Genomic DNA, 23,038 nt, shown 5'->3' on the forward strand with positions numbered 1-23,038 from the left:
GGGATGGGCGTCCCGCCCGTCCAGAAAAGACGGGCGGGACGCCCATCCCACAAGAACAATAAAAATTGTAAGTTATTTAATTCTCATTCCTTAGTAGGGTGCGTCAGCTACTTTTATTTATCGTTAATTGACAAGCTATAAGCTGACGCACCCTACCACTAGAAACTGTAGGGTGCGTCAGCTATGGTTATTTCATCTTTAATTAAAAATATATAAGCTGACGCACCCTACGACTAAACTCAGAGGGCTAAAGCCCAACAACGTACCCGATCATTCTACGACTTTTTTTCCAAGGGATAGCTATCAGCAGGCGAAGCCGACCATTCCCACATTGAACCTGGATAATTCTTAGCATTAAATCCGAAATTTGTCAAGACAGAAGTCAACCACGCAGACCTAATTCCGCCACTACAATAAGTGACAATCTCAGTTGACAGCGAAACTTCTTTCTGCTGCAAGATTTCGACAATTTCCCCGCGAGAGAGGAGTTGTCCCTGCTTGTCCATCAACTGTTTGTAATAAAGGTGAATTGCCCCGGGAATGTGGCCCCCGCGAGTTTCTCCGTAAGGTGTTTTACCTGCATATTCTCGCGGCTCTCGGGCGTCAATAACTGCTAAATTATCATTGCCTAAAATAGCTTTTAAATCATCCCGATTGATTTCCCAAGTCGAGCGGCGAGATACGATAAAATCTCCGGGCTGAGGTGGATTATTTGCACCTGTTACATGAGAAATTCCAGCTTTGACTAAAGCTCGATATCCTCCACCTACAAAAACAGCTTTTTCGTGTCCCAAAGTTCGCAGCATCCAAACAATCCGCCCGTCTTCGCCCCATCCTTTCACGGAATCGGCGATCGCGATTACAGGTTGGTCTTGACAAATTCCCAGTGCTTGCAGTTTTTCTGTTAAGATTGTGTCATCTTCGAGAATTTTGCCTTTGTGCGGAAAGTGCGATCGCGAAAATTCCTGCCAAGTTACGGGAATAGCTGGCGGGAGACGGCAAAACCACTTTAAAATAGGTTGGCGAGCATCGAGCAAGGTAGCTCCTCTTTCCAGCAATTGCTTGGCTAAATCTGCACCTACAATCCAATTATCGGACAAATTACACATCAATTAGAGATGGTTTATTGAGCAACTTTTGCTGTATTAGCACCGCAGGCTACAACCCCTTTAGTATCCATTGTTGGCTTAGCTGGTTTAATCTTGCCAGAAGCAACATTTAGACATAAGATTGTTTGGGTCTTATTTCCTGCCAAAAAGACTCCACCCACAAAACTTTTGAGATTAGATTGATTCGACACTGCATAATTAAATACAGCTTTGTTTGCTGTATCAATTGAATATTTGTAATTAGCTGTGTCAGCTTTAATGCCGAGAGCTAGATTAGAAACAGAACTTGTAAAACCCGTATTGTTGCGATAGTAGTCTTGCTGAGCTTTATTCATTTCTACCACATATTGTTTGGCTGCTGATTCTTGAGTTTTAAGGGTTGGCGACAACTGAGCATGAGCCACTGTAGGAAACAAAACTGGTAGAATTAGAGTTGCGATCGCAATTTTTATCTGCTGGTTACGAGAGCTATAAATCATGTTTTTACCATTCCTTACTTAAAAATTGAATGGCGGTAGGACACCGCACGGCCGTGTCTTTACATATAGCCTTTCTCAAAAAGATGAGGTATGACTGACAGCTTATATAACCACTCAATTAAGAGGGCTTAAGCCCAACTACATACCTTATCTTTCTGATAACCGCTATATGTGCGGCTTTGCCTACATATTTCACGTCAAATTCATCGATCGACCTACTTAGCCAAGGCGGTATTGTTCGCAAAAATGACTGATTAACTGAGCGGTTGAGTAACATACAATTAAACTAATTGTTTTGCTTGAAACTGTTTCAAATCTCCAGGAGCAACGGTACCGTGTTCGGTGATGATTCCCGAGATTAATGCAGCCGGAGTTACATCAAAAGCTGGATTGTAAAATTCTACTCCTTCAGGACAAATTCGCGTAGTTCCAACTTGATACATTTCAACTGAATCGCGTTCTTCAATGGGGATTTGGCTACCGTCGGAAAGTTCAAAATCAATTGTTGACAGAGGGGCGGCGACAAAGAAGGGGACGTTGTGAGCTTTGGCAACAATTGCTAAGCTGTAAGTGCCAATTTTATTGGCGGCGTCGCCGTTAGCAGCGATTCTGTCTGCACCAACAACTACTGCGTGAATCATGCCGAGTTTCATGCAGTGGGCGGCCATATTGTCGGCGATTAAGGTGACGGGAATTCCTTCTTGCACGCATTCCCAGGTGGTGAGTTTGGCGCCTTGGAGGCGGGGGCGAGTTTCGTCAGCAAAAACTCTGCCAAGTCTGCCTTCTCGCCAAGCCGAACGAAATACGCCTAAGGCTGTACCGTAGCCCGCTGTAGCTAATGCGCCGGCATTGCAGTGAGTTAGTAAGTTCAATTTTTCTGGTGTAGCCGGCAGAACTTCTAAACCTTTGTCGCCGATATCTTTACAAGTTTGTACGTCTTCTGCTTGAATGGTTTTAGCCATTTCTAACAAAGTTTTTTGTACTTGTTCGACGGAACCGCTAGTTTGATTTGCTGTTTTGAGCATTCGGGATATTGCCCAAAACAAATTAACTGCTGTGGGACGAGTCGATCGCAATAATTCACCAACTTGTTCTAGTTTAGCCAGAAATTCCGTGCGATCGCCCGTTTCGATTTCCCTCGCACCCAAATACATCCCGTAAGCTGCTGCTACCCCAATCGCCGGAGCACCTCGCACGATCATCGTTTTAATCGCCTCAGCCATATCTTGAGAGCTACTAATTTCGACTGTGCTATATTCTTTCGGCAGTTGGTTTTGGTCAATTAGCAGCACCCGGTTGTCGAGCCAGGTGATGGGGGAAACGGGGGATTTTTGAGCAGTCATCGATTTCAATGATGTGAGGGACAAGTTTCTATGATGCCATGAAGGCGGATATTTCTCTATCTTATTAGGCACGCACTGGATTTGCCAAAAATCAAAGTCATAGGATTGGAGATTTAAGATTGGTTACATCTTTACGACTATATGGCTACAGAATTAACAAAAATTATTGTTAAGGATGGATAGCCTCGATCGGCTGTTGCACATTTAAATTGTATATTTCAATTTTGATCGAAACTCCTCAAATCCTCTCCCCGAATCCCTCGAACATAGCAGACAATCTCTCCCTTGGCAGCTTACTTTCCCATATTGCGTTTCATGCGATCGAGTTCTTCCTCAGCTTCCCAGTTTTGAAACTTTTGTTCGAGATGGTCTGCCGCCTTAAAACTGTTAAAATTAGAACTCTGATTCCAACCCTTCGTATCCCAATTTTGCTCAGTTTTATCTGCTTTAGTCGTAGTTTTAGTTTTCACTTCTGCGGCTTTGGCGCGGACTTCTTTTCGGCGCAATTGAATTTGGCGGTACAATTCTTTGGCTTTTTCTATCCGTTCTTTGCAGCCTTGCATTTGTCCCCAGCGCTGATTTCCCTGACGCAGCAAAGCTGCTTGTCGCTCTTGGGCGGCTTGAGCTAGATCCAGCCTTTGAGCTGCTTTGGCTTTGTTGGCGCGATCGTTCCAGCGCTGAATTTCTTGGGCGGCGGACAGAATTTCTGCTTGCAGTGTTTTCTCTTGTTTCTGAATCTCTAGAATCAGTCGCAGGGTGTCTTCTTCTTGTTCCTTGAGTTGTTCTTCTATTGCCTGCAATTCCAGGTGGGGGTTGCTACGCAAAAATTCTTCTAATCGGGTTTCTAGAAAGCGGCTGACATCATCAAATATGCTCATTTTTTATGAATTCTGTGTTATTGGTTATTTGTTATTTGTTATTTGTTATTCGTTTTTAGCAGTTGAGATTCCCCAGCGATCGATTTATTAGCTACTAACAACTGACCCTTCGACTTCGCTCAGGGCAGCGCAACTGACAACTGACAACTGACAACTGACAACTGACAACTGTCAACTGTCAACTGACAACTGAAAATTTAAGAGGGCGGGCACGGGGGCGCCGCCCCTACCAACGGACAACTGTCAACTGTCAACTGACTGATTAGAACTTTTGTCCGACAAAAACCGATCGCACATCTCCACCCTTGCGGATAACTGCTTCTTGATTTTTGATTTCTGCCAGAGTCCAACCGCTAGCGCCGATGCTTTCGCCGACATAAATTCTGCGGGCTACACCGTCTACTTCAAACAAAGCAGCCGATCGATCGCCCAATTCCAAAATTCCCACTAGCGTCTGGGCGGAAGTCGGCGCGCCGGTAACAGCCGCTGCCGATTGCTGGGGCGCTGGCGCGGATTGCCCTGCTGCGGTTGCTGGTGCTGGTGCTGGTGCTGAATCAGTTTCGCGAGCCAAAATCTTTGGCTGCACAGACTCCGAGGGGGAAGCAGAAGCCGCGAGGGGAGCGCGATTGCCAGCGGCGGCGATCGCGCGACCCGAGGCAGAGGCTGACGGTGAAGGCGAACCTGCTGCGGTTTGAGAAGCTGCCGGAACCGCCACATTCACCTGAGTCGGAGCCGCCGGAGCCACAGTCACCTGAGCGGGGGGAGGGATGACTACGACTTGGGGTGCAGGTGCTCCCGGCGCGGCGGCGGCTTGTTCTAAGGCATTCGCGATGCGGTTGACTGCTGTCGAAAGACCTGCGGTTGCCGGTGGCGCGCCGGAAATTGAAATGCTCGGGAGTGTCCCTGGGGTTGCGGCTCCCGGAACTGCGGCAAGTTGCGAGTTAGCCTGAGGAGCTTTTTTTTGTTCGATCGCTACTAGCGATCGCTGCACGTATTCGACAAACTGGGTGTCTGGTGCGATTTTGCCACTTGCTGCCGGCGTCTGCGGGGTCGGGGCTGCGGGCAAGCGCACCAGTCCCGACCTGCTTGCCAGCCACAATCCCATGACTAGGAGCAGCGACCCACAGGCTGCTCCTAGCAGGATTCGGTCAAATGATTGTTTGGACTGTTTTTTGGTTGTTTCTAGGGCGACTTGGCGGGCGATCGCTGCTACCTGTTGTTCCCCGCCTCGCGGAGGTTCTGGCGCCAACTGCGACAAAACTATTTGAGGTACCGAGATGGATTTTAGCGCCACGAATTCTGCTGGTGGCACCTGCTCGGCTGGCAGTCCCTCGCTGCCGTCGAATGCTCGATCGACTCCTTCAAACAGTTCGTCCATCAACCGATCGGCGTAGGACTCTACTGCCACTGTTTCGGATGGCACTGTTTCGACGGTCGCCACCACGGCGATCGGATCGGACGCTGATTCCAAGGACATCTGTTTGGCGATTACTTTTTGAGGCATAGTTTTTTGTTGGCTCCCGCTCCTCGACAACTCTGAGATTCTCAACTTCAGATTTCTACAGGATACTTGTGATGTTGACCAATTCTTGGCTTAGAACAGGTTAATTGTAGCTCACCCATCACCATATTTTTAGTCCTGGGCCATTTGCTTTACCCGATCGACTTTTGTTTTACTTGTTTTTGCGCCTTTTTACCCGCAATCAACCGATACCAGGCCCCGCACTCTTTTTGTCGGTGCTCTCAAAATTTTCGACTCAAGTTCTGCCTCCGGTGATTCACTGTCCTTGTAGGGAAAAATTAAAATCAGACGATTCATTACTCCAATCCTCTTCCTTCTATAGCCTTTCGATCTCTCATATGAGGTACTTATGGGCAAACAGGGCAAACAGGGCAAACAGGGCAAACAGAGCATTGGCTTGCGCTGGGCATTGGCTTGCGCTGGGTATTGGCTTGCGCTGGGCATACCTCACTTTTTTGAGAACGGCTATAGGTAGAGTTCGCCCTCAACTGTCATCTTTCATCTTTCAACTGTCAACTGAATGAAACGACCGAGAGTTTGTCAGGTGTGTATTTGTAATATTGTCGCTCTTCGTCGCACCCTAGGACTACCGATATCGTCGATATATCGGTGAGAATCGTTATATGCGGAATTGAGAACTCGCAAAGTGTAGTAGCTTGATGTATCACCTCAGTACTCTTCATTTTTATATACAATGTCATCTAAAAAAGAAAACAGTGGATGTGGATGTACGAGCATTCCAATCTCATTAATCCTAATATTGTTAGGTGCCGCTTACTGGGGATTTAAACATCTAGATATTCTAGGTATTAGCAAATTTTTGGCCAACAATCAACAAAACGAGCAACAAAACGCTCATCTAAACACAAGCACTTCTAACAATCAACAACCAACTGCTGATAATTTGCCTCTAGCACCTGTCCAGCGCGCACCTCTTGGCAATACTCCTCTCGGACAAGCGACACCAACAACCAATCCACAAATTTCACCATTACCTGTAGCCTCAGCAACCCCCAAGCAATCGCCATCACCTCAAACCCCTTGGGAGAACAAGGAAATAAGGGGAATTTATTTAAGTCGCTATCAAGCGACTAATAATGCTAGCGAACAAACGATTCGCCAACGAGTTCGCTATTATCGCAGCCAAGGAATTAATACCATTATTCATGGAGTATGGGGGAATGGTTGTACGATGTACAACAGCGAGGTTATGCAGCAAACATTCGGATACAAAAGTTGTCCGAACCAATTTCAAGAGCGATGGTTGGATTGGTTGATTGATGAGGCGCATAAGCAGGGAATGCAAGTTCACGCCTATTTTGAGAAAGGGATTAAAATCGATAAAAATAGCCCGATTTTTGACTTGGCAATTGCTAAGCGATGGATTGTTCCTGGAGTCGATAAAACCTACGCCGGTATCGATCATTATGTACTAGATGTGGAGATTCCAGAGGTTGCTAATTTATTCAAAAGTATCTCAGTAGAGTTTGTCAAAAAGTATCCAACTATCGATGCAGTTCAGTGGGATGATTACTTAGGTTATCATGCTGACTTACCCGGAAAAGTCGATCGCACTTCTGGCTTGACTAATTTTGTGCGGCAAATGAAAGCTGACATGAAGCAAGCTAATCCCCGCGTTAGTTTCGACATTTGCCATCACAATCCTTATTGGGGAAAACGTTATTTTGCGGCGGATTGGGAAAATTGGGGTGCCGATCGAGTTTTCATTCAAATTTACAACGATGCTAATTTCAACCAAGAGCTAGATTATGCTAAAAGTTATGCGGGAGTTGCAATTTCTGACAAGCAATTTAATCGCTTAAAAGAACTGATTAACAACCCGCAAATTAAGAGTATTTTAGTGTTTCCCTCCTCGGGAAAACCGGAAGAAACTGCTGCATCTTTAGTGCGAACTCAACAAAATACTCCGACACCTTCACCTTCCCCATTAGTACGTTCCTTACCAAATGCTCCCATACCTTCACCGAATAGCAGGGGTTTGAAGCCCCTGCCTTCAGGCGGATTGTGATAAGAACGGAGTTTAAATCTCGGTTCTTATCACTTCGCTGTCAACTGTCAACTGTCAACTGTCAACTGTTTAACTTCACCCTAACTCATTCTTTCTGCCAATTCCAACCACCTTTCAGTCGCGCTATCAATTTCCTGCGTCAATTGAGCCAAACGATCCGATAACTTCTTCACCTCCGCAAACCCGCTCGGAGCATTGTTGGACAAAATCTTCTCAATCTCTTGTTTCTCAGCTTCCAGCTTCGGAATTTTCGTCTCTAACTGCTCGTATTCCCGCTTATCATTGAAGGAAACTTTGGTTGATTTTGAAGTAGAAACTTTGGCTGGTGAATTGTTAGATTCAGCGGTGCGTGTAAGTTTTTCTTTGTCTTTTTGTCCTTTGAGTTCCTTGGCTTCTTCGGCTTTCTTGTAGTCCAAATACACTGAGTAATTGCCGGGATACAAGCGCAAATTGCCGCCCGGTTCCAAGGCGAACACCATGTCGATCGTCCGATCGAGAAAATAGCGATCGTGCGATACTACGATTACGCAGCCGTTAAAGTCTTCGAGATAATCCTCCAAAACCGCCAGAGTCTGTACGTCCAAATCGTTTGTGGGTTCGTCGAGAATCAGCAGGTTGGGCGCACTCATCAGCACTTTCAGCAGAAATAACCTGCGCTTTTCGCCGCCTGAAAGCTTGTTAATGGGTGCATACTGTTGGTTGGGCGGAAACAGAAACTTTTCCAGCATTTGAGAAGCGGTAATGATTTCCCCATCCGCCGTTTGCACCAATTCCGCTACACTTTTGAGATATTCAATCACCCGCTGGTCTTCATTCGGTGTCAAATCTTCTGAATGCTGGTCAAAATAACCGATATGAATGGTTGTGCCAATTTCCACAGTACCAGAATCCGGCTGAATGCGTCCGGTAATGATATCCATCAGCGTCGATTTACCGGCGCCGTTGCAGCCAATAATGCCAATCCGGTCTTCGGGAGTGAAATTGTAGGTAAAATCTTTGATTAAAGTGCGATCGCCATAGGCTTTACGAATATTCAACAACTCAATGACTTTCTTGCCAATTCGGCGGCCCGCTGTAGCAATCTCGACTTTGCCATTGGCTGTTTTGAACTCCTCTGCGCGCATATCTTTAATGCGATCGATCCGGGCTTTTTGCTTCGTACTTCTAGCTTTCGGCCCCTTCTTGAGCCATTCCAACTCGCGCCGCAAAACTCCCGAAAATTTGCGCTGAGTGCTGGCGGCAGATTCTTCAGCTAGGGCTTTTTTCTCCAAATAATAAGCGTAATTGCCAGCATAATTGTACAGGTCGGCGCGATCGATCTCCAGGATGCGATTGGTAACGCGATCGAGAAAATAGCGATCGTGCGTAATCAGCAACAAAGCACCGCGATAACCATTCAAATAGTTCTGCAACCACTCCACAGACAGCGCATCCAAGTGGTTTGTCGGTTCATCCATCAACAACACGTCAGGTTCAGATAAAAGCGCCGTTGCTAAGGCAATTCGCTTGCGGTAGCCGCCCGACAAATCGCCAATTTTGGCATCAAAATCCTCAATCCCCAGCTTTGTCAAAATCAACTTAGCCTTAGTTTCCAAATCCCACGCATCCACCTCATCAATGCGTTCAGACACGCTAGACAGACGCGCCATCAACTTATCGGTATCGCCTTTACCGTGGGACAACTGATCGGAAATTTCTTCATATTCCCGCACCAAAGCCATTTGTTCGCCGCTGTCAGCAAATACTTGCTCTAAAACCGTGTGACTTTCGTCTAAATCCGGCTGTTGCGGCAGATAGACAATTGTAGCGCCGGGATTCACCCAGCGATCGCCAGAGTCGATCGACTCCAAGCCCGCAATCATCTTCAGCAGGGTTGATTTCCCGGAACCGTTGGTGCCGATGAGTCCGACTTTATCGCCTTCATCGAGGCTGAAGCTGGCATCTGTCAAGAGTTCCTTGATGCCGAAGTCTTTTTTGATCGATCGGAGAGTAAAAATAGTCATGAGTATATCAAATTATTTACCTAGCTTAGTTTAGCTTAGTTCGATCCTGTCCGGTTGCATGGATATGGTCTGTCGTTCCGATGAAACTTTTTCAAGACAAGGGCGAACTCGATTTTTCGTACTTTCACACTATATAAGTATTGATAAATATTAAGAATAGGAAATATAGTAAACCTGATTTGATGAATTAATTTTGGGTGGATGGCGATCGGGAGTAGGCTTGACGCACAAAAATTGTCTGCGGTATAATATGCTTACAGATGTCTATTCCAACGAGAATACAGTTAAAGACATGAGAAAATCTAGCTACAATATTAAGGGATTTACTTTAATCGAGTTCCTCGTTGTCATAATTGTCATTGGAATTCTTGCTGCGATTGCAGTGCCTAGCTTCCTCAAAATTGCAGGGCCGCGAGGGCCCTATCTTCCCAGAACTGAATATGGTACTGCTCAAGAAATTGTTATTAAGCCTATTCAGGCTAATACAGTGAAGCTTAGGCGCAATCCTCTCTTTAAAAAAGGCGACAAAATTGCCGTTTTTAGCTTTCAGTCCCCAAACATAACGCAGGGTGGAGCGCTAGTGAGTGATATGTTTAGTTCATTATTCCAAGAAAAGGGTTATCAAGTTGTTGAACGCACTAACATTGATCAAGTTTTACGCGAGCAAAGTCTGATCGGAGATCAGAGGACAGATCTAAGTGATTTAGAAGTTGCTAGCCGACTAGGCAAACTTAAAGCCGCTGACTATATGGTTTTTGGCGCTGTCACTCTATATCAAGTTGAGCTCCAGACTATTCAATTACCAATTAGGGTGAAATCTGAGGATCGTAGTGAATATGAGAAGGAATACAACAACTATCGGGAAAATTATGTTGATAAGTCTATAGCGTTTTGGATATCGCGAGAAGATCGTGTCAAGCGTTTGCGTACTGTTGCAAATATTTTGTCTCTGTCTGAATTAGAAACAGAACTTAAAAAAACCTATATCAGCGATGCGAGAGTGATAGCTAGTGTAGGGATTTCAGCCAAAGTAGTCGATGTAAAGAAAGGTGAAATCATTTGGCTCGGTCAAGCAGAAACAAATGACTTTACAACAGTCAGTGCAACTCGAAGAATTCTTGATGACTTTTTCGCATCTATTCAAGCAAAGTAGGTTTTACGAGCAAGATAGATGAGCTTCAAAGGAAATTTCGACAGATTTATCTCCTTCATTAAATCGCAAAGTAATAATCTTGCCGTTGATAAATGCTACTTTTGATTTGATACTATCTTGCTGGAAAGACAAGATCAACTGTGCAACTTTTTCTAGAGCATTTCTTTTACTGGAAATTCTCCAATCCGTTGCATTAATCTCAGCAGTACCTCTGGACTTAATAAGGCATAGTGAACTGTTTGACATGAGGATATTCGCATCAGAAGTAGTTATCTTTACAGATTTAGAATTTTCCCATATAGAAATAAGCTCTTGATCAACCTCATGCTGATTAGAACCAGAAACTACCTGTCGTCCCCAACCTTCTCCAGTTGAAGGGCTAAATTGGGGAAGTGATGTGTTGGCTGGAGATGGTTCATTCTGATTAGTTGCTTCTTGTCTCAATAAACCGTAGTACAAAAACAAAGAAGCTGAAGCTATCAACACAACTAATAATCCAAATAGTTGATGATTAAGATAAGTTCTTGTACTGTCCACAATTACTTTTTTTCGGCTTCACCTCGGAAGAGTTGCTTAAGTGGCTGAAATATTTGCCTTAAACTATTTTCAGTGTCAAGTTCTATCTCATAACTCAAGATTCCTGGAATGAGTGGCAGCGCTAACTTTGCCTTAGCTGCGGCTGAAGTTCCTGGCTGGTTGAGTTTATCTTTAATTTCCTGTAATAGTCGCATCAACTTATCTGCATAATCGTCAGACTTAACAAGTTCAACATCTCGAATAACCTGATGAATTGCATATTCTGCATCTGATTCTTGAACTGGATACGAGTTTGCACATTGTGATAAAAGTTTCCAGTATTCGGACTGATCTTTGCAAATTTGCGGTAGAAGTTCTTCTCGGATACGTTGTTCGATAGCAATTTTAGCAAAGATTTCATCCGTCATTGCTAAGCGCTTCTTTGCCTTACCCAGAGTTTCATACTGCAATTCTAAGCTTTTGTCAATAGCTGCTAACAACTGTTCTGAAGACATAGACTGTATCTTGTGTTTTAAGTAAATTTAGTTACAGTATAGCATTGGCGAAGTTATCGGCAGTACAATTTATTAGCTATAAGTATAAACTTGTGCTTCAATCCACGTAGGATCAAGGTCATAGAATCCCCCTCTCCCCCAATGTGAAGCTTAGATTTCGCTTCGTCATCCATAATCCATCTGTCTGGGCTGGATTGCGCTTAGATAGCGATCGCCCTTGTTTTAGCCATAGCATCAGATTCCGGTTTTGCGATCGCCCGAATCTCCACATCACTACCAAGCGCGTTTAAAAACCGGAATAGGCGATCGATCGAAAACTCAGATAGTTTGCCGCGCAGCAAATCAGTGATTTGAGGGCGATCGCCTTCTAATGTACTATAATTCAGATACCAACCTTTGTTGGAGTATTTTTTTATGTCCCTGCAAGAGCTTAAAGAAAAAGCCTGCCAACTCTCAGTTAGCGATCGCCTTGACCTGCTAAGTGCGATCGTTCAATCGCTCCAAACTACACCGGGAATCGAGAATTGGCAATATTTAATTGCACGTCCTCATCCTTGGCGCAAACAACTGTACATTAAGGGGCGTAAATTACTGGCATCGACTATTTGGCGAGACATGACTGCCAATAGGATGTCACCGGAACAAGCTGCCGAAAATTGGGATTTACCGCTATCTGCTATCTATGAGGTGATTGATTACTGTCAGAATAATCAACAACTTTTAAAATTAGAAGCAGACGAGGAACGCTATCGATTGGAAGTAAAAGGAGTCCAAGTTGAGCCTAAGAATGCTGCTTGACGAAGATTCTCAAGCAAAATATTTGGTCAATCTACTTCAGGCGGCCGGTCACGATGTAGCCACAGTCAATACATTGGATTTAATGAATCATCCAGATTCAGTTGTGCTAGACGCTGCCAGAGAAAATGAGAGAGTGCTGCTTACACGCAATTGTGATGACTTTCAGCAATTGCATCAAGCGAACCCAGAACATTCAGGAATTTTGGCAGTTTACCAAGATTCTGAGGCTTCTAAGAATATGAGTTATCAGGCGATAGTGAAGGCAATTGATAATTTAGAGACGGCAGAGTATGACCTGAAAAATCAGTTTGTGGTTCTCAATCAATGGAGTTATTAACCAGAAATTCATGTAAAGTTTTAAAAGCGACATTGATATCCTAGTTGCTTTGCTCCCACAGCTAACTGGTGTACTCGATCGCCCCCAAATGCAGGAAGAACTCGAAGCAATCCTCAGCAAACCAGTCGATCTAATCAGTAAAAGGGCGATCGATCGCAGTTTCAACCCGATTCGCCGTCAAGAAATTCTCTCTACCGCTCAAGCTCTCCGCAGTCAAATAGTCGCGATCGCCCGTGCCTTCCAATGTACTATAATATAGATACCAACAAAAGTTGAAGTATCTTTGTACATCGTTATATAAACGCAGGTGCTTATGTCTCAAGCAGTTAGGCAAGACCTCATCAATATCGCCGAAGAGCAGATTGACGAAATAAGGCAAAAAATTGACTACCATACCACAGAATACACCATCGAATTCCTAGTCGATAAATACCTGCAACAAGATGATGGAGGGCTCAGTGAAATTTATATCCCTGAATTTCACAGAAACTTGAGATGGGATATTAATCATCAATCTCGATTCATTGAATCCATTATTCTTGGTGTGCCTATTGCTGCCATGATTGTCGCAGAAATTGAAGAAACTGGAAAAATAGCGATTGTTGATGGAGCTCAGAGGGTGATGACTCTGGCAGCTTTCCTCACAAATCAGTTCCAGTTGAGTAGTCTTCAAACATTAAATTCTCTAAATGGTTCCTATTTTAAGGATCTCGCACCCTCACGCCAAAGAAAGTTTAAAAATACTTCACTCCGAACGATCGTTCTCTCAGACAAAGCTGATGAGAGAGTAATAAATGAAGTGTTTTATCGCATCAACTCTTGAGAAGATATTGAATTGCGTACCGACAGATTTTTGAATAAAACTGAAGACATATGATGTTAAAAACCAACTTTAAAGTCACAGCCAATGAAAGAGTTTATCAGAGACTTTAACAGGCGAGTGGCAGAAATTCAGAAATATTTTGAATTAGTAGATAAAATCGAACAAGTTGGTGCATTGTCTGCTAAATCAATCATCTTCCCATCAGGTGAATATATTGTTGATAGCGAAATTCAAAAAATCTTGAAGTCTCATTGTTATTTGCTATTATACAATCTTGTCGAATCCTCTATTAGAAATGGTATAACTGCCATTCATGATGTTATCTTCATCGAGCAATTAACTTATAAAGATTTAAGCCCCAAAATAAAGAAATTGTGGTTGCTGAACGATCGAAGTAAAAGTTTCAGAGATTCATATATCAAAAAAGATTCGATCGCTGACAATCTTCAGGAATTAATTAAATCGGTTTTGGATGATGAGATGGTTTCGTTAGATCCATCTAATATTCCCATATCGGGAAATTTGGATGCTAAAACTATCAAAGAGCTCATAGATATGTATGGCTTCTTTGGAAATTTAGGAGTTGCGAGTAGAGAAATAGATGACATTCTGAATTTTGTCGTTAAGATCCGATGCGATTTGGCACATGGAAATGTTTCGTTTTGTGATGCTTCGAGTCAAATACTTTGGAGCAAGTTAGTTGATGACAAAGATAAATTGGTTAAATATCTAACTCATATGCTGAATAATATTGATGATTATATTGACAAGAAGAAATACAGAATTTAGCCGTCGGTGGCGACTAGGGTAAAAAATATTACCATTACTCGATCGCACTTAAATTTCCTAGCTTATTTTTGTCCTCCTTTACGGAAGTTGTCGCTGTCGGATTTCTCTGGACTCGATCGCCCACGCCTTCCAATGTACTATAATTCACATACCAACCATTGTTGGAGTGCTTTTTTATATTTCTGCAATAACTTAAAGAAAAAGCCAGCCAACTCTCAGTCAGCGAGATCCTTGCGTTACTAAGTGCGATCGTTCAATCGCTGCAAAGTACACCAGAAATCGAGAATTGGCAATATTTAATTGCGCGTCCCGATCCTTACCGCAAACAACTGTACATTAAAGGGATGTAAATTACTGGCATCGAGTATTTGGCGAGACATGACTGCTAATGGGATTTCCCCCGAACAAGCAGCCGCAAAGATAGATACGAAGATTGCTTCGTTCCTATCTTCGGACAACCCTTAACTGAACGGTATTAATTTATAGTGCAATACGGTTGGGTTAAAATAGTGCCAGAGACAAAAGGATGTGAAAAACAGACACAGATAAAGTTTACAAAACTGTCCAGAGTTATATAATTATTAAAAGTCGGAGTTCCAAGAGTCGAACACGGCAATACCGTTTCCCTACAAGTATCTTCGCTTTCCCCACTTTGATAAGCACGGTTTTATCATGTCGATTAAAACAGTCTATCGCCTAACTGCCCATCTCAAAAAAATCCCGCTACGAACAGTGCTGATTGTACCGTTTGTGCTGCAAATTGTCGGGACTGCGGGGCTGGTGGGGTATCTTTCCTATACCAACGGGCAAAAGGCGGTTAACAACCTAGCAGATCGGCTAGCAGCACAAATGGGCGATCGCGTCATACACTACCTCGATACATATCTGTCTGCGCCTCATTCGATCAACCGCATTAACGCCGATGCGGTGCGCCAAAAAACAATCAATTTACAAGATTTGCGGCAACTCGAACGCTACCTTTCGTTTCAACTCAAACAGTTCGATTCGCCTACAACCATTATTTTTGGTAGCAAACGGGGAGACTTCGTGGGAAGCGATCGCACTATCGGACAAGATCTGATTATGCGATCGGATGAGTTCGATCGGGGCATCATCAATATGTATGTTCCAGACTTGCTAGGTAATAGAACCAAACTATACAAAACTTTTCGACAACCTGATGCCACAAAAAGACCTTGGTACCAAGCTGCTAAAGCTGCCGGGAAATCCACCTGGAGTAATATTTTTCAAGTCGGTAACAATACAGATTTAGTAATTAACGGCAATCGACCGATTTATGATGAGGCGACAAAGGAACTGCTGGGAGTCTTTTCGGTAAACCTCAACATTAGAAAGATTGCCATTTTTCTCGACAGCATAAAAACTAGCAAATCGGCAAAAATTTTTATTGTCGAACGCAGCGGGTTGTTAGTAGCCAATTCCGGGCCCGACAATCCCTATATTTTGAGGAACCAGCAGTTTAATCGATTAAAATTAACGGCAAGCCCAAATGCTACAATCCGCGCCACGGGTCTATTTTTAACGAATCACTTTGGCGATTTTTCCCAAATTAATGATGTTCAACACCTTGAATTTGAAATTGACGGCCAATCCCAATTACTCAAAGTAGTACCTTACCGGGATAATTTTGGTTTAGATTGGTTGATTGCGATCGTTATCCCAGAATCTGATTTTATGGCAGAAATTGACGCCAACAATTTCACCACAATTATACTATGTGCGACTGCCCTAATCGGAGCAATTGTTGTCGGCATTTTCACAGCTAAATGGATAACAGAGCCACTTTTACGCTTAAATACTGCCGCCAAAGCTCTAGCTAACAATGAAGGGAATACAAATGTCGAAATCGATCGCGCTGATGAAGTCGGGCAATTGGCAAATTCGTTCAATTATATGGCAGACAAACTGCAATATGCTTTCAAATCGCTCCAATCTTTAAATGCTGCCTTAACCGACAGTGAAAGCCGCATGAAACAAATCCTCGAAGCTATGCCGGTGGGAGTGTCAGTTCACGACTATACCGGGCAACTGATTTACATAAATCAGATAGCGCGGCAATTAGTAAATATCCAAACTATACCGGAGTCTACTATTGAGCAAATAGCAGAAGTTTTTAGACTTTACGATGCAGGAACAGATGAATTATATTCAATAAGCAAAAATCCGCTCGCCCGATCGCTCAAAGGAGAAACCGTGAGAGTGGAAGACATAGAAATTCGTTTGCCCGATCGCACTATTCCCTTAGAATTTTTCAGTACGCCGCTGTTTGATGAAGCTGGCAACATTATCGGCGCGATCGGCGCTTCTCAAGACATCACCGATCGCAAAAAAGCCGAAAAGTTGCAAGCAGACTACAATCGCACTTTAGAACAAAAGGTGAGCGATCGCACTGCGGAACTCCAAGCAGCAAAAGAAGCCGCCGAAGTCGCCAACCGAGCTAAAAGTGCCTTTCTTGCCAATATGAGCCACGAATTGCGGACTCCCCTCAATGCCATTCTCGGCTACGCTCAAATACTTTCCCGACAGCCAGATTTTTCTCCCCGCGACAAAGAGCAAATTCGCACGATCCAGCAGTGCGGTTCTCAGTTGCTGACTTTAATTAATGATATTTTAGATTTGGCTAAAATTGAAGCTGAAAAGATGGAGTTAACTGTTAACGATGTTTGTTTGTCGGATTTTCTCAATGACATATTAGAAATTTTTCGGTTCAAAGCCGAAGAAAAGAACCTGGTCTTTGTCACCCAAATAGCAGGTAAAATTCCGCATTTTGTATCTGTCGATGAAAAGCGGTTGCGTCAAATTCTCCTGAATTTATTAAGTAACGCGATTAAATTTACTGATGAAGGTAGCATACTTTTTAAAGTAGAGGTAATTGAGAACAGTGAACCTGTTGCAGGAATATTGAGCGCGGGCCAGGAATCAGATTTTCTATTTAATGCAAGTCCCGCCTTCCCAATTACCAAAATCCACTTTCAAGTTAAAGATACAGGCATCGGAATTACTAGCGATGCAATAGAACGAATATTTCTACCTTTTGAACAAGTGAGCGAAATCGGGCAAAAAACAGAAGGTACGGGTTTGGGATTAAACATTGCCAAAACCTTAGTTTCGCTGATGGGAGGGGAACTCAAAGTCGAAAGTTGTTGGGGTGTTGGGAGTACGTTTTGGTTTGAGATTGAATTGTCACTTGCAGATTTGCTCGTACCAGTTTCGCCACCACCACAGCAACCCGTAATTACAGGTTATCAAGGTCAACGGCGTAGAATATTAGTTGTTGACGATAGCCCAGAAAATCGCTCTTTGATGGTGGATATTTTAGCACCGCTGGGTTTTGAGTTAATTGAGGCTGATTCTGGTGAAAGAGGTTTAGCAATAGCGATTTCCCAGGAACCGGATTTAATTATTGCTGACTTGTTGATGCCCGGAATCAGCGGTTTTGAACTCTGCGCTCAATTGCGTTGTTTGCCAATATTTCGGGAGACGCCTATCTTGATTGCTACTAGCGGGCTGTTCGAGTTGGAGTTGGAAAAGCAAGAGGAAATAGGCTACACTGATTTTATCAGTAAATTTTTTATAATCGATGATTTTTTGGCAAAAATACAGAATTATCTGGGACTGATTTGGATTTTTGAGGCTTCGGGCGATTCCCTACGGGATAACTCCATCGCGCGTACTTTCTCTGAATTGGCGATCGGCTCAGAAGACGTAGAAATGCCTCCCCGCGAAGAGTTACTTTATTTGTACGAAGCCGCTCAAATCGGTAATTTCGAGCAGGTTAAGTACGAAGCGCAGCGCCTGCAAGAGTTAAATCCCACCTATGCCCTATTTGCTCGGAAAATTTGGCAGTTAGTCGATCGCTATGACGATGACGCGATAATTAAACTAATTGAGCCTTACTTAAATCCGGGCGACTAAAATTGCTTCCTAGTAGGAGTTCAATCCTCATAATCGGATTTAACAACGAGTTGTAGCCTCAATCCTAAAAATAGTTCGCAGCGAGCAAACTGGCATTATCAATAGTGCAGTATAAATAGTAAGTATGTGAGAGGGAAAATACGTAAGTAAGTCATTCCCAGTTAAACGTAAGCCTTGGGATGCGCGACAATCGCGATCGCTGGTATTGATGGCAGTTGTACGTCACGGCACCAGAAACCCAGTTTTTCACACTCTAAAGTTGATATAAGCGAGCAAATTTGAAGAATAAATAGTAGAATAGATTTCTATCAGGGATCCATCTCCTACATCCGATCTGTTGCACCAACTTCAACCAAACTCAAGCAGCCGAGTAACAGCGATGCAATATCTCGGCTTTCAGGTTGAGTTTGTGGCAAGCAACTCTGTTTCTCTATTCAATGCCTTCTCATATTCTTGTATGTTGGGTTAAGACACTCCCAATCAACCTACTTTATGTGATCCATTTTGTTGATTTTCAAACATAAAAATATGCAGACTCAGCCAAAAAGCAAAGTATTAATCGTAGACGACCAACCCGCTAATATTAACATATTATCATATTTCCTAGTGGAATACGGATTTGAGATTTTTGTAGCTACAACGGGAGAAAAAGCGCTGGATAGAGTCACAAAAATCTTGCCAGATATCATTTTGCTAGATGTGATGATGCCGGGAATAGACGGATTTGAAACCTGCCGCCGCCTGAAATCAATAGATGAAGTTAAGGACATTCCCGTAATTTTTATGACGGCTCTTTCCGAGGCTGCGGATAAAGTGAAAGGGTTGACTTTGGGTGCAGTAGACTACATCACTAAACCGCTGGAGCACGAAGAGGCGATCGCCCGCATCAACGTTCACCTACAACTCCGCAACCTCACCAAACAATTAGAACAACAAAATATGCTGTTGCGATCGGAAGTGCGATCGCGCCAATTAGCCGAGTTAGCCCTGCGCTTTTCCGAAGAAAAATTTGCCAAAGCTTTTCGCAGCAGCCCCGCCGCCATGACAATCGCCACACTGGAAAAGGGATACTTAACGGAAGTCAACCAGAGCTTTTGCAACCTCACCGGCTATTTTCCCGAGGAAATCTTGGGAAAAACCGATCGCCAAATCAATTTATGGGAGAATTTGGGCGATCGCGATCGTTTCTTAGAAATCTTGCACATATCCGGCAGTATTTACAAACAAGAATTCCAGTTTCGTACCAAGTTCGACAATATCAAGTGTGTCCTCATATCCGCAGAAATCATTAGCATTGGCGACACCAACTGCATTCTGATGATGACTTACGACATTACCGAGCAAAAGCTTGCACAAGAAACCTCATACCGCCGCGAACAAGAATTCAGAGCCCTAGCGGAAAATTCCCCGGATATGATTTCCCGATTTGACAAGCAACTGCGCCACCTTTACGTCAATCCAGCAGTCGAATTAGCTACAGGAATCCCCGCCGCAGCATTCACGGGTAAAACCCATCGAGAGTTAGGAATGTCCGAGGAAGTGGTGATGCTCTCGGAAGCAACTTTGTGCGCCGTGTTCGCTAACGGCACCGAACAGTGCTTTGAGTTTAATTTTCTCACAAAATCAGGCACTAAATTTTATCAAGTTTGTATGGTTCCTGAATTTAAGCGCGATCGGACAATTGCATCTGTCTTATCTGTCAGCCGCGACATCACCGCTGTCAAACAAGCCGAACTGGAACTGCGAAAAAGCGAACTGCGGGAACGAGAAAAAGCTACTCAATTAAAATTAACATTAGACAATCTCAGACGCACTCAATCCCAACTGATTCAAACGGAAAAAATGTTAAGTCTCGGGAGAATGGTAGCAGGAGTTGCCCACGAAATCAACAATCCCAATAGTTTTATTTTGGGCAATATCAATCCAGCCCGCCACTATTTCCAAGATTTAAACAACCTCCTGGAACTTTACAAAAACAAATATCCAGAACCAGGAGTCGAAATACAACAACTCGCTGAGAGTATAGATTTAGATTTTTTGCAAAAAGATTGGTCGCGGCTAATGCAGTCAATCGAGTCTGGAGCATCGCGCATCAAACAAATTGTTGACTCGTTAAAGTTTTTCACAAAGCTCGACGAATCCGGCATCAAAGAAGTAGATATCAATCAAAATCTCGATCACACTTTACTATTCGTCCAGCACCGAGCGGGAGGTAAAGGTATTAGCAAAAAAAGTGGAGTCAGCATTATTTCTCAAGAGATTGAGGTAATAAAAAACTACGGCAACCTGCCGGAAGTTCCCTGTTACAGCAGTCAGTTGAATCAGGTGTTTGCCAGTTTGCTCAATAATGCCATTGATGCACTAGAAACTCAGCCTTACCCCAAAATAGAGATTCATACTGAGCTGGAAACAGCAGAAGGTTCGGGAGTTGGCAAAGGCAAAGCAGCAAGAGCTTACAATCAGTTGTCAGCGACAATTACTCCCGAAAATTCTCCCACTCAATTCGCAGTGATTCGGATTGCTGACAACGGTATTGGCATGAGTGAAGCAGTGCTAAAAAAGATGTTTGACCCGTTTTTTACCACAAAACCTGTAGGGAGTGGCACGGGATTGGGTTTATCTATCAGTCACCAAATTGTTGTCGAACAACACGGCGGTCAAATTAGTTGTATTTCTGCTCCCGGTAAAGGGACAGAATTCGTTGTGAAGATTCCTTTACAACAGGTAACTTGCGATCGAGAAACTCGACACCCGGTTTCTTTGTAAGTCAGTCGGTGAGGTGCGAACAAAGCACCGGCTAAGTTTGTAAGGTGTGCTTCGGGGGCAAATTCTGAGCCTGCGATCGTCACATTCTGATAGTCACACCGTACAGTGACATTACTCCGCCGGCACCCTACAAGACGCACCCTACAATAACTCATAATTTTTTGGATAAAATTTACCCAGCATTCAAGTGTTACGCTTTAATGCCGGGTAAAATGTTTCACTTTTGGCGATGTCAAGTATTGGTTGCGTTTAGTTTGCCCAATGTGTCAACTATGGCTGAAACTTTTGTGCGATCGAATTGAGTTAATGGCAATTTAGGGGATGAAAGTCTCTTGTTTTTTTTGCTTGCGCTTGAGAACTTTTACTGCGCCCAATACACCAAAAGCTAGTATTGTGCCAACGTAGGTAGAAGGTTCGGGAACCACTTGAGAATAAGTATAATCGAAATTCAACTTCTCCTCAGAATTGTCTGGTTTTTTTGTGGAGACATAACCCTTAGCTGTCTGACCGTTAAACACCGGGTGATACCTATCGTACTTAAGATTGTCAAAGGTAAAACTTAGCACGGATATACCAGGATTAGGAAGATCTGGAAATAATGCCTTTTCTACTTCATTTGATTTAAGCTTCACAGTTAAGGTAGAATTTTTGTTGAAGCTATCAGTCACGGAGTCGGTGATGGCACTAACAAACTTGTTGTTACCTACTCCAACAAGGAAAGACCACATAGAAATATCCTTGGCTGTACCAGTCCCCCACTCTTCATCCTGCCACAAAAACTGACCAACAAAAGTACCGGGAGCGGGAAATAAACCAGATGATGAAGTCTTACTCTCAAAACTAACTGCAATTGTAGCTGCCTGAACGGGAGTCGAACCAACTCCGATCGCCACCAACGTTACCCCCGCTACTCCAGCTACTCCCGCCGATAATTTGCCAAACAAATTAGATTTCATAACTTTTTCCCTTCATGATTGTGAGCCAATGAAAACATGGATGACGCAGTTAAAGCATATCAAAATGCCCAACTGTCACAGCAAAGCTACGGATATTCAAGCTTGCCATAAACTTATGTTTTCCAGCAAAACTCAATAACCTCGATCGCACATCAATCTCTACTCTGGCTACGCACTATCTCTCACAGATCGACTTCATTTAAATACATAAATCTTAGCGATCGATAATAACCGCAGGTGAGTCAGAGATTTTATTAAAATTAGGAACTTGTAGATGCTTGTACATAGACTAGAACATCCTCATCAATGTCGCAAAAAATTTTACAAAATTTTACATAGTCATCTAGATGCGATCGCTATCTATAGCTCAAAAGCAGGTGATTGTGTTGCCATTTTGGCAGAATATTTGAGTGCAAATTGCTTAAATCCCTGTTTTAACGCGAACTCTGGGTATTCTGTTTTTTTAGGTCTATCTACTTAGAAGATTGCCTACTTCTTCTGAACTCTTCCTTCGTGTCCTTCGCGTCTTCGCGGTTCCAGAATTCCGTACTGTTGCAGTTTTGCGCTACGCTAAACAACAAAATCTCAACCGTACACAACCAGTGAAATATTTCTTCTTATCCGACGGCTGGAAAGTGGGGCGCGTCTGGGGAGTTGGCGGCGAGTGGACAGCAGCCGGCTGGAGGCGCCAGCCAGACATCCAACAGCTCAAGCTCTCCCTGTTGGATCGCAACGAAAAAATGTGGCTCTACCGCGTAGAAGACGCCGTGCTCATGGTAGAAGTCAAACCCTGTGCCCCTCCCGATCCCGCAGATCCGGCAAAAAATATCGGCAGCGTCACCCTCACCAGACTGATCGATGCCGAGCAAGTCCTCGAACGCCTCGGGACGATCGCCACTCGCTGCGAAATCGAGAACCCGCAATTAATGTAAGGCCGAACATATTGCAATCGGTTCTAACACTCGATACACTTCTTTAAATAACTTTCATTTTTATGCCTCCACCTGTGAAGGTAGAAAGGATTCGGTAAAAGGCAGAATTTACAGCCCGCAGGTAACTGCACGGCATTGAGAATCTGATTTTTCC

The 23,038-nt window shown here is 43.6% G+C and carries 20 protein-coding genes; 10 read left to right on the plus strand and 10 right to left on the minus strand.

What is annotated here, in order from left to right; all coding sequences use genetic code 11:
- Positions 1–275: 275 nt before the first annotated feature.
- The 5 genes from QZW82_RS01110 to QZW82_RS01130 form a co-directional block, all read right to left on the minus strand.
- Complete coding sequence (locus tag QZW82_RS01110; protein WP_293143156.1) at positions 276–1,109, minus strand: rhodanese-like domain-containing protein; 834 nt, start codon at positions 1,107–1,109, stop codon at positions 276–278.
- Between the two features lie 14 nt (positions 1,110–1,123).
- Positions 1,124–1,588, minus strand: a complete 465-nt coding sequence (locus QZW82_RS01115; protein WP_293143159.1) for a type IV pilin-like G/H family protein — start codon at positions 1,586–1,588, stop codon at positions 1,124–1,126.
- Between the two features lie 281 nt (positions 1,589–1,869).
- On the minus strand, positions 1,870–2,931 hold the full coding sequence (gene mtnA, locus QZW82_RS01120; protein WP_293143162.1) for an S-methyl-5-thioribose-1-phosphate isomerase: 1,062 nt from the start codon (positions 2,929–2,931) through the stop codon (positions 1,870–1,872).
- Positions 2,932–3,224: 293 nt separating this feature from the next.
- Complete coding sequence (locus tag QZW82_RS01125) at positions 3,225–3,809, minus strand: TIGR04376 family protein (RefSeq protein ID WP_293143165.1); 585 nt, start codon at positions 3,807–3,809, stop codon at positions 3,225–3,227.
- 262 nt (positions 3,810–4,071) lie between these two features.
- Positions 4,072–5,313: a hypothetical protein gene (locus QZW82_RS01130; RefSeq protein WP_293143168.1), complete on the minus strand. Its 1,242-nt coding sequence runs from the start codon at positions 5,311–5,313 to the stop codon at positions 4,072–4,074.
- A gap of 712 nt (positions 5,314–6,025) precedes the next feature.
- Between QZW82_RS01130 and QZW82_RS01135 the strand changes: the two genes are divergently transcribed.
- A complete protein-coding gene (locus tag QZW82_RS01135; protein ID WP_293143171.1) occupies positions 6,026–7,360 on the plus strand; it encodes a family 10 glycosylhydrolase in 1,335 nt (444 codons plus the stop codon).
- Between the two features lie 80 nt (positions 7,361–7,440).
- On the opposite strand, the gene QZW82_RS01140 is transcribed toward QZW82_RS01135, so the two are convergent.
- Positions 7,441–9,363 (minus strand): ABC-F family ATP-binding cassette domain-containing protein, encoded by a 1,923-nt coding sequence (locus tag QZW82_RS01140; protein WP_293143174.1) that lies wholly within the window; start codon positions 9,361–9,363, stop codon positions 7,441–7,443.
- Between the two features lie 250 nt (positions 9,364–9,613).
- Here QZW82_RS01140 and QZW82_RS01145 point away from each other — a divergent pair, with 250 nt between their 5' ends.
- Positions 9,614–10,516, plus strand: a complete 903-nt coding sequence (locus tag QZW82_RS01145) for a CsgG/HfaB family protein (protein WP_293143177.1) — start codon at positions 9,614–9,616, stop codon at positions 10,514–10,516.
- 3 nt (positions 10,517–10,519) lie between these two features.
- Here QZW82_RS01145 and QZW82_RS01150 read toward each other — a convergent pair whose 3' ends face one another.
- The 3 genes from QZW82_RS01150 to QZW82_RS32150 all read right to left on the minus strand — a co-directional run bounded on the left by QZW82_RS01150 (position 10,520) and on the right by QZW82_RS32150 (position 12,035).
- Entirely contained in the window at positions 10,520–11,053 is a 534-nt protein-coding gene (locus QZW82_RS01150) for a hypothetical protein (protein ID WP_293143180.1), read from the minus strand.
- 2 nt (positions 11,054–11,055) lie between these two features.
- Positions 11,056–11,547 (minus strand): hypothetical protein, encoded by a 492-nt coding sequence (locus tag QZW82_RS01155; protein ID WP_293143183.1) that lies wholly within the window; start codon positions 11,545–11,547, stop codon positions 11,056–11,058.
- A 200-nt stretch (positions 11,548–11,747) separates the two neighbouring features.
- Positions 11,748–12,035, minus strand: coding sequence for an XRE family transcriptional regulator (locus QZW82_RS32150; RefSeq protein ID WP_366664961.1), 288 nt, complete (start codon positions 12,033–12,035; stop codon positions 11,748–11,750).
- Between QZW82_RS32150 and QZW82_RS01165 the strand changes: the two genes are divergently transcribed.
- From QZW82_RS01165 to QZW82_RS01195, 7 genes are all read left to right on the plus strand, one after another.
- Positions 11,962–12,345 carry a hypothetical protein gene (locus QZW82_RS01165; protein ID WP_293143186.1) on the plus strand — a complete coding sequence of 128 codons (384 nt, stop codon included), beginning with the start codon at positions 11,962–11,964 and terminating at the stop codon, positions 12,343–12,345. The two genes, QZW82_RS32150 and QZW82_RS01165, sit on opposite strands and share 74 nt — an antisense overlap.
- Positions 12,335–12,682: a DUF5615 family PIN-like protein gene (locus QZW82_RS01170; protein WP_293143189.1), complete on the plus strand. Its 348-nt coding sequence runs from the start codon at positions 12,335–12,337 to the stop codon at positions 12,680–12,682. Before QZW82_RS01165 ends, QZW82_RS01170 begins: the two co-directional genes overlap by 11 nt.
- 49 nt (positions 12,683–12,731) lie before the next feature.
- Positions 12,732–12,941, plus strand: a complete 210-nt coding sequence (locus QZW82_RS01175; RefSeq protein WP_293143192.1) for a hypothetical protein — start codon at positions 12,732–12,734, stop codon at positions 12,939–12,941.
- A gap of 54 nt (positions 12,942–12,995) precedes the next feature.
- Positions 12,996–13,505 (plus strand): DUF262 domain-containing protein, encoded by a 510-nt coding sequence (locus QZW82_RS01180; RefSeq protein WP_293143195.1) that lies wholly within the window; start codon positions 12,996–12,998, stop codon positions 13,503–13,505.
- Between the two features lie 84 nt (positions 13,506–13,589).
- Complete coding sequence (locus tag QZW82_RS01185; RefSeq protein ID WP_293143198.1) at positions 13,590–14,294, plus strand: MAE_28990/MAE_18760 family HEPN-like nuclease; 705 nt, start codon at positions 13,590–13,592, stop codon at positions 14,292–14,294.
- A 672-nt stretch (positions 14,295–14,966) separates the two neighbouring features.
- Positions 14,967–18,230: an ATP-binding protein gene (locus tag QZW82_RS01190; RefSeq protein WP_293143201.1), complete on the plus strand. Its 3,264-nt coding sequence runs from the start codon at positions 14,967–14,969 to the stop codon at positions 18,228–18,230.
- A gap of 528 nt (positions 18,231–18,758) precedes the next feature.
- Positions 18,759–20,996, plus strand: coding sequence for a PAS domain S-box protein (locus QZW82_RS01195; protein ID WP_293143204.1), 2,238 nt, complete (start codon positions 18,759–18,761; stop codon positions 20,994–20,996).
- A 314-nt stretch (positions 20,997–21,310) separates the two neighbouring features.
- Here the strand turns inward: QZW82_RS01195 and QZW82_RS01200 are convergent, their stop codons facing one another.
- Positions 21,311–21,952 carry a PEP-CTERM sorting domain-containing protein gene (locus QZW82_RS01200; protein WP_293143207.1) on the minus strand — a complete coding sequence of 214 codons (642 nt, stop codon included), beginning with the start codon at positions 21,950–21,952 and terminating at the stop codon, positions 21,311–21,313.
- A gap of 602 nt (positions 21,953–22,554) precedes the next feature.
- Here QZW82_RS01200 and QZW82_RS01205 point away from each other — a divergent pair.
- Positions 22,555–22,884: a hypothetical protein gene (locus tag QZW82_RS01205; protein ID WP_293143313.1), complete on the plus strand. Its 330-nt coding sequence runs from the start codon at positions 22,555–22,557 to the stop codon at positions 22,882–22,884.
- The last annotated feature ends 154 nt before the right edge of the window (positions 22,885–23,038 follow it).

The organism is Microcoleus sp. bin48.metabat.b7b8b9.023 (assembly GCF_013299185.1).
Classification (GTDB): Bacteria; Cyanobacteriota; Cyanobacteriia; order Cyanobacteriales; family Microcoleaceae; genus Microcoleus.

Excerpts from the sequence above, each read along its gene's own strand:
- QZW82_RS01110 (WP_293143156.1), bottom strand. The coding sequence starts at position 1,109 with ATGTGTAATTTGTCCGATAATTGGATTGTAGGTGCAGATTTAGCCAAG.
- QZW82_RS01115 (WP_293143159.1), bottom strand. The coding sequence starts at position 1,588 with ATGATTTATAGCTCTCGTAACCAGCAGATAAAAATTGCGATCGCAACT.
- mtnA (WP_293143162.1), bottom strand. The coding sequence starts at position 2,931 with ATGACTGCTCAAAAATCCCCCGTTTCCCCCATCACCTGGCTCGACAAC.
- QZW82_RS01125 (WP_293143165.1), bottom strand. The coding sequence starts at position 3,809 with ATGAGCATATTTGATGATGTCAGCCGCTTTCTAGAAACCCGATTAGAA.
- QZW82_RS01130 (WP_293143168.1), bottom strand. The coding sequence starts at position 5,313 with ATGCCTCAAAAAGTAATCGCCAAACAGATGTCCTTGGAATCAGCGTCC.
- QZW82_RS01135 (WP_293143171.1), top strand. The coding sequence starts at position 6,026 with ATGTCATCTAAAAAAGAAAACAGTGGATGTGGATGTACGAGCATTCCA.
- QZW82_RS01140 (WP_293143174.1), bottom strand. The coding sequence starts at position 9,363 with ATGACTATTTTTACTCTCCGATCGATCAAAAAAGACTTCGGCATCAAG.
- QZW82_RS01145 (WP_293143177.1), top strand. The coding sequence starts at position 9,614 with ATGCTTACAGATGTCTATTCCAACGAGAATACAGTTAAAGACATGAGA.
- QZW82_RS01155 (WP_293143183.1), bottom strand. The coding sequence starts at position 11,547 with ATGTCTTCAGAACAGTTGTTAGCAGCTATTGACAAAAGCTTAGAATTG.
- QZW82_RS01165 (WP_293143186.1), top strand. The coding sequence starts at position 11,962 with ATGTCCCTGCAAGAGCTTAAAGAAAAAGCCTGCCAACTCTCAGTTAGC.
- QZW82_RS01170 (WP_293143189.1), top strand. The coding sequence starts at position 12,335 with ATGCTGCTTGACGAAGATTCTCAAGCAAAATATTTGGTCAATCTACTT.
- QZW82_RS01180 (WP_293143195.1), top strand. The coding sequence starts at position 12,996 with ATGTCTCAAGCAGTTAGGCAAGACCTCATCAATATCGCCGAAGAGCAG.
- QZW82_RS01185 (WP_293143198.1), top strand. The coding sequence starts at position 13,590 with ATGAAAGAGTTTATCAGAGACTTTAACAGGCGAGTGGCAGAAATTCAG.
- QZW82_RS01190 (WP_293143201.1), top strand. The coding sequence starts at position 14,967 with ATGTCGATTAAAACAGTCTATCGCCTAACTGCCCATCTCAAAAAAATC.
- QZW82_RS01195 (WP_293143204.1), top strand. The coding sequence starts at position 18,759 with ATGCAGACTCAGCCAAAAAGCAAAGTATTAATCGTAGACGACCAACCC.
- QZW82_RS01200 (WP_293143207.1), bottom strand. The coding sequence starts at position 21,952 with ATGAAATCTAATTTGTTTGGCAAATTATCGGCGGGAGTAGCTGGAGTA.